The organism is Streptomyces sp. NPDC001406 (genome assembly GCF_042895285.1).
Classification (GTDB): Bacteria; Actinomycetota; Actinomycetes; order Streptomycetales; family Streptomycetaceae; genus Streptomyces.
The window spans coordinates 21,353-33,402 of sequence record NZ_JBIAWG010000035.1 but is presented as its reverse complement, the minus strand read 5'-3'; the positions used below and the strand labels follow the sequence as shown (position 1 = coordinate 33,402).

Here is a 12,050-nt window from a genome sequence, read left to right as displayed (position 1 = left end):
TGAACTTCCTACGCTTCTGTGCCACGTGCTCTCTCCGCCGTTCTGGACTTCGATCCTATGGGGACCGCTGTCCGAGAACTTCGGGGCGCCTCAGTGTTCGCGTCGGTGCCGCGCAAGGACCAGCGGGCCGAGGGTGACTGCTATCTGCGGGGACTGATGCTGGACGGTCGCCGCAAGTCGATCCAGGCGATGGCCGCGCGGTTGCCGGACGGCAACGAGCAGAACCTGCAGCAGTTCGTGAAACCAGTCGACGTGGGATCCCATGCCGGTGCAGCAACGGATCGCCGAGCGGATGCTGCCGTTGATCAACCCGGTGGCCTGGGTGATCGACGATGTGTCGGTGCCCAAGGACGGGAGGATGTCGGTCGCGGTGGCTCCCCAGTACTGCGGAGCCTTGGGTAAACGGGCCAACTGCCAGGTCGCGGTCACCGTCCACGCCGCGACCGACTCTGCCTCCTGCCCAATGCAGTGGCGCCTGTTCCTGCCAAAGGAGTGGGCCTCGGACACCGACCGCCGGGCCGTCACCCGCATCCCGCCCGAGGTCACGCACCGCGAGAAGTGGCGCCTGGCCCTGGACATGCTCGACACCCTCGCCTCCTGGGGCATGACGCCGCCGCTCGTGGTGGCCGACGCCGCCTACGGCACCAACGCCTACCTGCGGACCGCGCTGTCCGAGCGTGGACTGGCCTACGTCCTGTCCGTCCGCTCGGATGTGAGTGCTCACCCCTTCGATGCGAAGCCCGTGGCCCCGGCCCGCAATGGGCCCATCGGCTGCTGGCCCCAGCCGCGTTACCGGCAGGCCGCACCGTCGGTGGCAGCCCTGGCAGCCGGCCTCGGACAAGAGGCGTTCACCCCTGTCACCTGGCGGAACGGCTCGCGAGGGGAGTTATGCTCCCGCTTCGCAGCCGTGCGCGTCCGCCCGGCCGGCAAGGCCGTGGAGCGTCCGATCCGAGCCGCTGCCTCGGCCGAACAGGGCTGGTGGGACGGAATCCTGCCCGACTGCTGGCCGCTGATCGAATGGCCCGCCGACGCCGACGCACCGACTGACTACTGGCTGTCCAACCTGCCCGCCGACACTCCCATTGCCGACCTGGTCCGTCTGGCCAAGGTCCGCCGACGCATCGAGCACGATTACCGCGAACTCAAACACGGCCTGGGCCTGGACCACTTCGAGGGCCGGTCCTGGCCAGGCTGGCACCACCACGTCACCCTCGTGACGGCTGCCCACGCCTTCCTCACCGAAGAGCGCCTGGCCCCAAAAGTGCCCGCACCGGTCTCACCCTCTACCAAGTTCTCGACGCCCTCCAGGACGTCTTGAGGTGCTGGACCGGTGTCTGCACCACCTGCCGCCAACGCCTGCCCACCGGGACACACACGACACCAAGATCAAGACAGACCTAACGGAGTCCTACTAGCGGCTGACAGGCCCAACCTCCACGAATCTCACGGATTTATCCGTCGCCAGATGTCCGCTCTTCAGGGCTTCTGACCAGCGCGAACGCCGAAAGAGTCCAGTAGTGATCGGCCAGAATTGAACGTAGTCCGAATTCTCTTGGTGGCGCGCATGGGCCATCACCGTCACCCCTTTCTCCCAGTGACGGTCCGGAAATCGGGCATTCCGAGGTGGACGATGCCGTGTCGTTCGGTTAGGCGGTTCATCGCGGCGAGCTTCTCGTTGGTTGCGGCAAGGCTCACCTCCAGGCCCGCGATCTCGCCGAGCCAGCCCTGTTCCTTGGTCTCGTCGACGCGGGCGTGGAGGTTGGCGATGATCTCCCGTAGGCGGGGCGCCTGCGTGGGGTCGGGTCGTAGCGCTGGGCACCGGATGCAAGCATGTTCATGGACGCAAGGCGTCCCAAAATCTCGTGTGCAGATGCCGAGTTCGAGCTTCCGCAACTCGAGGTGGCCGAGGAACTCCTGACATTCCTCCGGGGTGAGGTCCCGGTATTCTGCGCCGGGTCGCAGGGCTCGCCGGCAGGCGATGAATGCCCGGTGGTGCGCGATCACGTCATCGGAGTAGATCGCTAATGGTGGAGTCGGGTATTGGAACTGGCTGAATGCCTCTGGACCGTGGGGTCTCCGAGGGGGTGGTTCTGGCCCGCCCATGGGTGACCTGTGGTAGGCAGAGCTGGTGATCAGCCGCCTCCCTCTCGACCAGCAACTTGAGTCCCTGCGTGCGGTGCTGTCCCGTAACGACGTATTGACGGAGGTGCTGGCGCGGACCGCGACGCTGGACCTTCCCGGGTGGTATGTGACGGCGGGATGCCTGTTCCAGACCGTGTGGAACGTGGTCACGGACAGGCCGCCGACCAGCGGTATCAAGGACTACGACGTCTTCTACTTCGACGGTAGTGATCTGTCCTGGGAGGCCGAGGACGCGGTGATCAAGGCCGGGCGGGAGGTATTCGCCGACCTGCCGGCGGATGTTGAGATCCGCAACGAGGCACGAGTTCACCTCTGGTATGAGGACAAGTTCGGAGTCGCGTGTCCGCCGTATGAGTCCACCGAGGCGGCGATCGACAGTTTCGCCGCGACGACGTGCTGCCTGGGAGTACGTGCGGAGACCGACGGCCGGTGGCGCGTGTATGCGCCGCATGGCCTTTCGGACGTGTTCAACCTCCTCGTCCGGCCGAACCCGGTGCTCGCCCCTCGCTCGGTCTATGAGACCAAGGCAGCACGATGGCGAGAGCAATGGCCCGAGCTGACCGTGTTGGACTGGCCCGCCGCGAGCGTCACGACGAGCTGGTCCGGCGGCTGACCTCGGCCGCGTAGGCGCCCCAGTCCCCGGCGGCGGCTCGCTGCCATTTGACGGCGACGGTGATGTCGATGCCGAGGGTGCGGGCGAGGACCGCGGCCGGCAGTTCGGTGGCGAGCTGGAACAGTGCGGTCGAGCGAGTCTCGGCCAGGCGGATGCCGAGTTTGCGGAGTCGCTCGCCCGTGGCCCAGGCACTGATCGGGCGGCCGGGCTGGCCTCCAGGAAAGAGCCAGGGCGAGTCTGTCCGGGCGAGGACGGCGTGGCTGCGGCGAACCTCGGCCTGTTGGAGGGCGCGTTCAGCGACGGGTGCGGGCAGGTCCACCGGGACGGCGCCGAGGCGGATGCGGACTGCTCCGTCTTTCTCCTCGATGTGATCGACGGTGAGCCGGGAGATCGCAGCGGGCCACTGGGCATAGAGGAGCAACAGCAGGCCGGCAAGGTGTCGCCGTACGCGTGAACGCGGCCAGTCACGTACGAGTGAAAAGGGCCGCTTGTTGATGCGGTGATTCCTCTTGCTCGGCACTGTGCTGCTGGTCGGTAAGGGGCGGCGGAGGGCAGCTCCTGACGATGGTCTTGGACCCGCAACGCTGGTCGGAACTCCGGCGTGTTTGTAAGCACTTCTTTGGGCACCAGCGCACCAGCGTTTCGGGGCTCCACTGACGTACCAAGTTGATCTGGCTCCACCGGTATGACCAGACAGTTCAGGCCCGGGTCAGGAGGGTCTGTGCATCGCATCTTGCGGCGTGATCGGATAGGGGATGACTTCGTTCCGGACTGGTAAGCGGGTACGTTTGCGCGGTATCGAGCCCGAGGACTGGACAGCGTCGGTCGCCGGGCCCTCAACATCGCGCCGACCGTCGCCCCGGTCGGGCACGTCAGAGGAGCTGGAGCACCTCGGCCAGCGCGCCGGGACGCTGGTCAACGGGCAGGGGATCGACTAGGTGGACCCGGCACCCCAGCGTGGCAGCTCCGACGTCCGCAACAGGCTCGTCTCCCACCATGAGTGCATCGCCGGGCGCCACTCCGAGCTTGTCGCACGCCATCTGGAAGATCCGGGGATCGGGCTTCTTCACCCCACGCTCGAAGGAGAGGAAGTAGGCGTCCACGAGGTCATCGACACCGTGGTCGCGGAAGACAGGGCGCATGTCCCAGCCGATGTTGCTGACGACAGCGACCGGGATGCCTCGCCCGCGCAGGGCGCGGAGGGTTTCCTCGGTGTCGGGATAAGGCAGCCATGCCCTGGACACTTGGGAACGTTCATACAGGGCCTCGGCCAGGTCAGCCGCAGGCAGCTTCGCTTCCCGGGTAAGGGCTGTGAAGGCAGCCCGGTGTCGTTCGGCGGTCAGATCGCGCTCCCGCCACAGTGCCTCCAGATGGGGCGGCACTTTGCGCGGAGGAACCCCTCCGGGCTGAGCCCCGAACTCTTCCAGCCGGCTGACGCACGCGTCGAGTTCACCCTCGGGCACGTCCAGACCGGCCTTCGTGGCCACCGCGCGCAGCCACTGCGCGGCCGATTCGATCCGGAAGAGGGTCCCGGAGAAGTCGAACATCACACCCTTGATCATGCAGCCGATCCTGGCGGCGCCGACGAGCCGGCCGCAAGCCCAAGACGATCAAGATCTGCAACCCGAGCAATCCACCAACGTCCTCAGACCCTTGATGTCCGAATCAACTGAGGAACAAGATCCACGCTGGTCGATTCAGGAATCGCCATCACGATGAGCGAAGTCGAGTGAATGCTGGGCCTCCGGAGCAGAGTGAGGCTGCGGCAGCTTACCGACGACGTGCCCTCTTTGGAGTGAATGCGCTGCTCCGTCCGCCCGGCGGCGGCAGGGTTTGTGCGTCGATCACGGTCATGTCGGAGGCAGTGTTGCTTGATCACGGTCGTGTCGGGAGGCCGGGATGGGTTTGTCGCGGACGGAGCTGTTCGCTGCGATCCGGAGGGACAAGCGTCTTGATCTGGAACTGTCGCAGCGGGTTCTGGCGGAGAAGTACGGAGTGCATCGCCGAACGGTGAGGCAGGCCCTTTTGTCTGCTGTTCCGCCGCCTCGGAAGAAGCCAGCACCGCGGGCCACGGTCCTGGACCCGGCCAAGCCGTGGATCGACGCGATGCTGCGGGAAGACGCGAGTGCGCCGCGCAAGCAGAAGCACACGGCCCGCCGGATCCATCAGCGTCTTGCCCAGGAGTACGACTTCGACATGGTGTCGTACTCCACGGTCTGCGACTACGTGCTGGGCAGACGCCCGCAGATCGAGGCCGAGATGCTGGAGGGCCGCCGGCACCTGACGGGCATGGTCCCGCAGGTCCACCTGCCCGGTGAGGAAGCCGAGGTCGATTTCGCCGACGTCTGGGGCCGCCTGGCGGGCCAGGTCGTCAAGTGCCACCTGTTCACGCTGCGACTGTCGTATTCCGGCAAGGCCGTCCACCGCGTCTATGCCTCGCAGGCCCAGGAGTCCTTCTTGGAAGGGCACGTCGAGGCGTTCAACGTCCTGGGCGGAGTGCCGACCAAGCACATCCGCTACGACAATCTGAAACCGGCGGTCAATCGCATCTGCACCGGCCGCAGCCGCATCGAGTCCGAGCGGTGGGTGTCCTTCAGGGCCCACTACGGCTTCGATGCCTTCTACTGCATTCCCGGCGAGGACGGTGCTCACGAGAAGGGCGGGGTCGAGCATGAGGGCGGCCGTTTCCGCCGTACTCACTTGGTCCCGGTTCCCGAGGTTGCCACGCTGGAGGAGCTGAACGCGAAGATCGCCGAGATCGACGCGGTCGAGGACGAACGGATCCTCGCGGGCAGGCTGACCACCGTCGGCTTCAACTTCTACACCGAGGCGGACCAACTGGCTCCGCTGCCGCTGGAGGAGTTCGAGTGCGGCATCACCATGACGCCGAAGGTCGACCGCAGCAGCCGGATCACCGTTCGGCAGTGCCACTACTCAGTGCCGGCCCGCTTCATCGGCCAGAACGTACGGGTGCTGCTGCGGGGCAATGAACTCCTCGTCTTCGAACGGCGAGAGGTCGTCGCCCGGCACCCGAGGCTGACCCGCCGGGACGACTTCCGTGACGAACTCGACCACTACCTGGAGATTCCCTGGCCAAGCCCGGGGCGATGGCCGCCGGCGAGCCGGCTCGACCGCACTGGTCACCGCCCGGCAGAACGGCTCGTTCACCGAGGTCCACGAGGCGTTCTGGGCCGCAGCCCGGGCCGCCCACGGCGACGCGGCCGGAACAAGGGCCTTGATCGAGGTCCTGCTGCTGCACCGGCGGATGCCCGCGACGGCCGTCGAGCAGGGCAGGGCCGCCGCGATCCGAGCGGGCGCCATCACCGCCGACGTGGTGGCCGTCGAGGCCCGCAGAGCTGCTGCGCTGGCCCCGCCACCACCTGAGGACCTGGACGACGAGGGCGAGCCGCCGCCCTGGGCCGAACCCAGCGGGGTGGTCTCGCTCACGGCCCGCCGGGCCCAGCTGCCCGAGGACAACCGGCCCCTGCCGACCGTTACCCACTACGACCAGCTCCTGACACGTCGACCGAAAGGCACCGCATGGGCACGACCGACACCACGGCCGCCCAGATCCCTTCGCCCCGCCGGGACATGGGGCCGGAGGAGGCCGTGGACACTGCCATCGACGAAGCCTGCCGGGCCCTGCACCTGCCCACGATCCGCAGCAGGGTCCAGGAGATGGCCGCCGACGCCATGCGGCAGCGGTCCAGCTACAAAGACTTCCTTGCCGACTTGCTGGAAGCCGAGTGCGGCGAACGGGAGGAACGGCGCAAGCAGCGGCTGGTCAGGGACGCCAACTTCCCCCGGCCCAAACGGCTGGAGGACTTCGACTACGCGGAGAACCCCAACGTCATCCCCGAGATCGTCGGCACTCTGTCGGACCCGTCCTGGGTCAAGGCCGGACAGCCCCTCTGCCTGATCGGCGACTCCGGAACCGGCAAGTCCCACCTGCTGATCGGGATCGGCACGGCGATGGCCGAGGCCGGTCTCCGCGTCCGCTACACGACCACGGTCAACCTGGTCAGCTCGCGGAGGCTGCGGACGAGAAGAAGCTGACCCGCACCATCGCCCGCTACGGCCGCGTTGACCTGCTCTGCCTGGACGAATTCAGCTACCTCGACCTGGACAAGGCCGGCGCCAAACTGCTGTTCCAGATCTTCACCGAGCGGGAGGAACGGCGGGCCATCGCGATCGCCTCGAACGCCCCGTTCTCGGAGTGGAAGCAGAGCAACACCCCCCACCCCGGCCAGCGGAACCACCCGATCGAAGTAGAGCCAAATCACCTTGCTACAGGGGCGTGAATCACACCGCCACACGCCCCCTGCCACCCACCACTGGTGCCAAAACAACTCCGTGCACTGGAGCCAAAACGGGGGTCTGGCACAAGTTCCGTGAAGCGTGCACGGTGAGTAATCGATTGGGGGCGGCAGTCCCGACTGGCTAGGCTCCGACGCCATGAGTGGACCGGTATTGGTGATCGAGTTGGCGGAGGCGGTCCCACACTCGGCGATCCAGCGACTTCGCGAATTTCTGGTTCGCTCAGCGGCGCGTTTTGAGGAGAAGCGAGTCGGCGAGTACGACCTGCACATTCACGCGGACAGTCTCGGCATCACGGACACCGCGGGTGTCGACGGGCCTCGGCCCATTCTGGTCTCTCTCATGGGGCCCGGTATCGGTGACGAGGCCGTCTTCGAGGCCGAGCACTCCGACGAAGTCGGCCAGGAATCCCTCATTGGCTTCACCCCGACCCACGCGGTCGACGTCATCGCGTTCTGCAACAGTCCGGTCGACCACGCCGTCACGGCCCTGTTGACCGCCGCCATCATGGACGTGATCGGCGGCGTCGCCAACGCTGAACTGCGAGAAGACCAGATGCCGATCGTCGCCGACCTTCCCGGCATCGTCGCAACGACGGATGATCCGGGGCCCGCCGCGTACTGCTCAGCGGAGTTCCTCAGAGAGTGGAGCAAACAGCCCGGATTCCGACTTCTGAAGTAGCCGGAACTCATCCAGTCGGCTCACGCGAGCAGTACCCGTTTGCGCAACAACGTGAAGCCGGCGCGGCCGAACATCTGCCGCTTGAGCATCTTGATCCGGTTGACGGCGCCTTCGACCGGGCCTGAGTTCCAGTCGGTGGTCAGGCCGGCGGTCACCGCGTCGAAGTCGCTGCGCAGGCCGACGGCGAAGCTGCTGATGCCGGGGAGGTTGGCCTCCGCGGCCTCGGTGATCCACTCGGGCAGGCGGGTACCGCTGAGTGTGGTGAGCATCTCCGCGAACGCGCTGGTCAGCTCGGCTGCGGAGGCCAGCTCGGGGCAGCGGTCGAGCACGGCTTTGCGGTGCAGTTTCTCCTCCTCGGTGAGTGTGGCCGGGTGTCGGGTGAGCCAGCCGGTCACCTGCCGCACCGACGGCGGTGGCGGGGCGGGCGTGGAGCCTTCTGGCCGGGGCAGGTCGCGCCGGGCCCAGTCGCGGACGGTGGAGTAGTGGCCGTGGAAGCCGCGGGCCGTGATCTCGCGGTGGAGGTCGAGGACGGTCACCTTCCCGTCGGCTTCGGCCCAGCGTTGTGCCAGGTAGGGCTTGAACGGGTCGAGCTTGCTGGGGAGTTGGCGCTTGCGGCCCTTGACCATGTCCTGCCAGCGGGCGGCGCGGGCGTACCGCTGGACGGTGTGGCGTCCCCAGCCCAGGTGGCGGGCGATGTGGCGGATTCCCATGCCTTGGTCGAGGAGGTCGTGGACGAGGGCATGATGGGCGCGGGCCCTCTCGGCGAACCTGCCGGTCGGATCCGCCTCTGCGTCGTTCTGGTCGGAGGTCGCTTCGGGGGTGTCTCCCAAACGGGCTCCGGTTCTGGGCTGGCCCGGGGCAGGTCGTGCAGGCAGGTGCGGTGGGCTGCGACGGTCTTTTCGACCGCGGTGGCGAGGTTCTGCCAGAGGTGAAAGCGGTCAGCGACCTGGAGGGCCTGGGGTGCGGCGGTGTCGGCCGCCTCGGCGTAGGCGCCGGCGCGGTCGCGGCAGATCACCTCGATTTCGGGATGGGCTGCGAGCCACGGGGCGAGGGTGACGGCGTCGCGTTCGGGCAGCAGGTCGAGGACCTGGTGGTTCTCTGCGTCGATCACGACGGTTCCGTAGACGTGACCGCGGCGCAGCGCGAAGTCGTCCACGCCGACGGCGCGGGGGCGCGTCGCGGCAGGGTCGGGCAGGTCCATCACCCGGCGCAGCAGCGTGGTGCGGCTGGTGGCGATGCCCATGAAGTGGGCGAGGCGGGCGCCGGCGCGACCGGCCAGTGCCAGCCCGATCGCGCCCATCGTCTGCCGCAGCCGCTGGGTGACCCGGCCGTGGCGGCGGGTCAGTCCGGGCACCTGCTATACGAATGTCCGTCGGCCGCATCCCGTGGCCGTGCAGAAGAACCGCCGGACCTTTAATACGAGTTGTGCACTCCGCCCGGCCGCGGGTAGGTCCGCGGGAGACCGCAGGTAGGAGCTGTGGACGCGTTCCGTCCAGTGGGAGCAGTCGGGGCAGGCGGCCCCGATGGGCGTGCATCGGGCCTCGACGCGTATCGCGTTGCCCTCCGAATGCACGGCCACGACGGCGACTCCGGGGACCGATGGGAACAACAACTCCCGCAACCGGGACAGCACCTCGTTCACGGCCGCCGAATGTCGGCCGTGTCACCCGCACGAGGAGCGATTTCAAGGCGACTTCCGTACCACGCGACGGAAGATCAATAACTACAAGGCGTGATCGACTCACGGAACTTGTGCCAGACCCCAAAACAAGTGCTTACAGACACCGGCGATTCCGTGCCCTGTTCGAGTCCGGTGCGGTGACTCTGACGGAGGTCGCCAAGGAGACGGGCCTGAACCGGAAGACGGTCCGCAAGTACCTGTCCGGGCAGGCCCCGGCCGCACCGCCGAGGAGGGTGTCGAACGGCCGGCCGCGCAAGAAGGCGGTGGACGAGGTCGCGCCGCTGATCGACGCGATGCTGGAGGCGGACATCCTCATCAAGGGTGCGGTGGTGCACGAGCGCCTGGTGAAGGACTACGGCTCCACTATCAACTACCAGCGGGTCAAGCTCTATCTGCAGGAGGCCTGCCCACGGATCGCCGAGGAACTGGGCATCGCGCCAAGAGAGTTGGCGGGCATGCACCGCTGCTTCGAGGTCGTGCCCGGGGCCCAGGCCCAGGTCGACTGGGGCGACGAGGGTAAGATCCTCGCCCATCTGGGCATCCCGAACGTCTATTCGTTCCACATGATCCTGTCGTACTCCCGCGACCCGTTCTGCTGCTTCACCACCAGCCAGGATCTCCAGACCTTCTTCGACTGTCACCGGCGGGCGTTCACCCACTACGGCGGGGTGCCGATGTCGATCGTCTACGACCGGACCAAGACCGTCGTCCGCCGGCATGTCGCGCCGGGTGAAGCCGTCCCGCTGCATCCGGAAGCGGTGGGTTTCGCCGACCATTACGACTTCGACATCGACGTGCTGGCCGCCTACCGGCCCACCGGCAAGGGCCGGGTCGAGCGCCAGGTCCTGATCGTCCGCGACCACGTGCTCGCCGGACGGGCCTTCAACTCCGTCGAGGAGATGGACGCCGCGTTCATGGCCTGGGTGCCGCAGCGACGCGCCCGCACCCATGCGACCGACCACGAGGTCCTCGCCACCGCGATCCTCGACCGGCTGCTGCACCACTGCGACGTCGTCGCGATCAACGGCCCCAGCTACCGGCTCAAGAACCGCCTCAAGGCCATCGAACGGGACACCAGCGTGGCCTGACCACTGGCCGCGTTCAAACGTACCGACCCGGCCGCATCGGAGAGTACGCGGACAGGCAAGGCGGTCTTCGGGCCTGAGGGCATCGTCGTGCAGCAGGCGTCGGGCGGTGGCCCAGCGGGCCTCGTCGTCCATCGCCTGGGAGGGGCCGTTCCACCGCTCGGCCGGGAACCTGAGATCACGGGTGATCTTCTGGGCCAGGGACCAGCGCACGAAGTGGCCTGCTTCCCGGCGAAGGCGGACGTCATCGCTGGTCATCCAGCACTCAAGGTCGCTCTGGCGACAGGTGGCAAGGGTCAGGTTCTGGCCCCCGAGCCAGTTGTCGCCTGCCCCGGCTCCCCCATCGCCGTCACCCTCGCCCGCTGACCACGCGGCGTTGGTCCCGTCGCCAGAGGGGAAGGTGGCGGGCCATGCCGGGACGCTGCATACGGGCCCCGTGGATCCTGCCGTCGCGCCTCCACCTTTCCTACACCAAGCCATCACCTCGCGGTCGCCATCTGTGTAGGCTCCTGGCGCTCCATTCGCACCACTGAGGGGGGATTCCTCATGCGCACACGCTCCGCCGTGGCGGCCGCCGCAACCGCCGTCACGATCGCCGCGATCGCCGCTGCACCCGCGCAGGCCACCGAGTACACCTCCGCCCTGAAGATCAAGGGCGTGCAGTACAACGCACCCGGCCCCGACTCCAACCGGTGCTCCGGTGGCAACACCAAAGACGAATACCTGACGATCAAGAACTACTCGCGCACCACGACGGTCAACCTCAAGGGCTACGTCGTCAAGGACGCCACCGGCAACCACTTCACCTTCCCCGCCAACCACTACCTGCAGCCCGGCGACTACGTGAAGCTCCGCGGCGGCCACGGCACCGACTCCGACGCCCACAACGTCGTCTACCGCCAGAACTGCAACTTCATCTGGAACAACGACAAGGACACCATCTACCTCTACAAGCCCTCCGGAGCCCACGCCGACACCCACTCCTACACCAGCGCCGGCTCCGACCCGGACGGCAACGGCTACATCACCTACCACGGCTGACCCCACGCCCGTCGGGGCAGGCAGCCAGCCGCACCGCTGACTGCCGCCCTCGCGGAACCGGCAGCCCTGCGCACCGTGCAGCCGCGCACCAGCTCATGGCGGCTGGTACCACGACGGCAGGAACGAAGTGTTTGCGATGTTCTCCGGCTTCCACTTCTGGTGGCCGCTTGTCCGCTTCACTTCACCTCCCCGGTTATGAGTGCCTCTTTTCGCCGGACCCGGCGCGGCACTGCAAACGGCCCCGCGCGGCGTGCGAAGCGGGGCGCGGGGCCGTCAGAGCCCGGCCGTCCTGTCAGGGCTAGGCACCACGAACCTACGAGACGGCGTAACGGCTGCGCACTCCGGACAAGCCAGGTGAGTGATCACTGGTCGAAACGGCGCAGGCCATGCTGGCGTCCGCATCTCGCTGTGCGGCGACCGCCCCCGGTGATAGGAAGGATCACGGTGCTGCGCGCAGAAGACTATGCTCCGTCACTCCGCTGATCCACTG

9 protein-coding genes and 4 pseudogenes are annotated in these 12,050 nt (G+C 67.3%); 7 read left to right on the top strand and 6 right to left on the bottom strand.

All coding sequences use genetic code 11. From position 1 onward, the window contains the following. Positions 1-57: 57 nt before the first annotated feature. Positions 58-1,318, top strand: a pseudogene (locus ACFY1J_RS44710) (IS701 family transposase). Positions 1,319-1,578: 260 nt separating this feature from the next. Here the strand turns inward: ACFY1J_RS44710 and ACFY1J_RS44705 are convergent. Next, positions 1,579-2,004 (bottom strand): integrase, encoded by a 426-nt coding sequence (locus ACFY1J_RS44705; RefSeq protein ID WP_390733206.1) that lies wholly within the window; start codon positions 2,002-2,004, stop codon positions 1,579-1,581. Positions 2,005-2,128: 124 nt separating this feature from the next. On the opposite strand from ACFY1J_RS44705, the gene ACFY1J_RS44700 reads away from it, so the two are divergent. Further along, positions 2,129-2,755: a nucleotidyltransferase family protein gene (locus tag ACFY1J_RS44700; protein WP_390713052.1), complete on the top strand. Its 627-nt coding sequence runs from the start codon at positions 2,129-2,131 to the stop codon at positions 2,753-2,755. Here ACFY1J_RS44700 and ACFY1J_RS44695 read toward each other — a convergent pair. Beyond that, a complete protein-coding gene (locus ACFY1J_RS44695; RefSeq protein WP_390713053.1) occupies positions 2,730-3,176 on the bottom strand; it encodes a hypothetical protein in 447 nt (148 codons plus the stop codon). The two genes, ACFY1J_RS44700 and ACFY1J_RS44695, sit on opposite strands and share 26 nt — an antisense overlap. A gap of 451 nt (positions 3,177-3,627) precedes the next feature. Continuing rightward, positions 3,628-4,317 (bottom strand): HAD family hydrolase, encoded by a 690-nt coding sequence (locus tag ACFY1J_RS44690; RefSeq protein ID WP_390713054.1) that lies wholly within the window; start codon positions 4,315-4,317, stop codon positions 3,628-3,630. Positions 4,318-4,654: 337 nt separating this feature from the next. Between ACFY1J_RS44690 and istA (ACFY1J_RS44685) the strand changes: the two are divergent. From istA (ACFY1J_RS44685) to ACFY1J_RS44675, 3 genes and pseudogenes are all read left to right on the top strand, one after another. Further along, positions 4,655-6,281: pseudogene (gene istA, locus ACFY1J_RS44685) on the top strand (IS21 family transposase); the annotation flags it as partial. A gap of 14 nt (positions 6,282-6,295) precedes the next feature. Then, positions 6,296-7,056, top strand: a pseudogene (locus tag ACFY1J_RS44680) (ATP-binding protein). A 154-nt stretch (positions 7,057-7,210) separates the two neighbouring features. Next, the gene (locus ACFY1J_RS44675) at positions 7,211-7,753 is read left to right on the top strand and encodes a DUF6368 family protein (protein ID WP_390713055.1); all 543 of its coding nucleotides are present in this window, start codon (positions 7,211-7,213) and stop codon (positions 7,751-7,753) included. Positions 7,754-7,773: 20 nt separating this feature from the next. Here ACFY1J_RS44675 and ACFY1J_RS44670 read toward each other — a convergent pair whose 3' ends face one another. The 3 genes and pseudogenes from ACFY1J_RS44670 to ACFY1J_RS44660 all read right to left on the bottom strand — a co-directional run bounded on the left by ACFY1J_RS44670 (position 7,774) and on the right by ACFY1J_RS44660 (position 9,326). Beyond that, positions 7,774-8,583, bottom strand: a complete 810-nt coding sequence (locus ACFY1J_RS44670) for a transposase (protein WP_390713056.1) — start codon at positions 8,581-8,583, stop codon at positions 7,774-7,776. A 104-nt stretch (positions 8,584-8,687) separates the two neighbouring features. Next, a pseudogene (locus ACFY1J_RS44665) lies at positions 8,688-8,954 on the bottom strand (transposase); the annotation flags it as partial. A 156-nt stretch (positions 8,955-9,110) separates the two neighbouring features. Further along, positions 9,111-9,326 (bottom strand): transposase family protein, encoded by a 216-nt coding sequence (locus ACFY1J_RS44660; protein ID WP_390733207.1) that lies wholly within the window; start codon positions 9,324-9,326, stop codon positions 9,111-9,113. Between the two features lie 245 nt (positions 9,327-9,571). On the opposite strand from ACFY1J_RS44660, the gene istA (ACFY1J_RS44655) reads away from it, so the two are divergent. Next, a complete protein-coding gene (istA, locus tag ACFY1J_RS44655; RefSeq protein ID WP_390733205.1) occupies positions 9,572-10,522 on the top strand; it encodes an IS21 family transposase in 951 nt (316 codons plus the stop codon). 543 nt (positions 10,523-11,065) lie between these two features. Then, positions 11,066-11,560, top strand: coding sequence for a lamin tail domain-containing protein (locus tag ACFY1J_RS44650; RefSeq protein WP_390713059.1), 495 nt, complete (start codon positions 11,066-11,068; stop codon positions 11,558-11,560). Positions 11,561-12,050 lie beyond the last annotated feature (490 nt).

Bases quoted from the DNA above. Each gene is read 5' to 3' on its own strand.
- ACFY1J_RS44650 (WP_390713059.1), top strand. From the start codon at position 11,066: ATGCGCACACGCTCCGCCGTGGCGGCCGCCGCAACCGCCGTCACGATC.
- ACFY1J_RS44690 (WP_390713054.1), bottom strand. From the start codon at position 4,317: ATGATCAAGGGTGTGATGTTCGACTTCTCCGGGACCCTCTTCCGGATC.
- ACFY1J_RS44675 (WP_390713055.1), top strand. From the start codon at position 7,211: ATGAGTGGACCGGTATTGGTGATCGAGTTGGCGGAGGCGGTCCCACAC.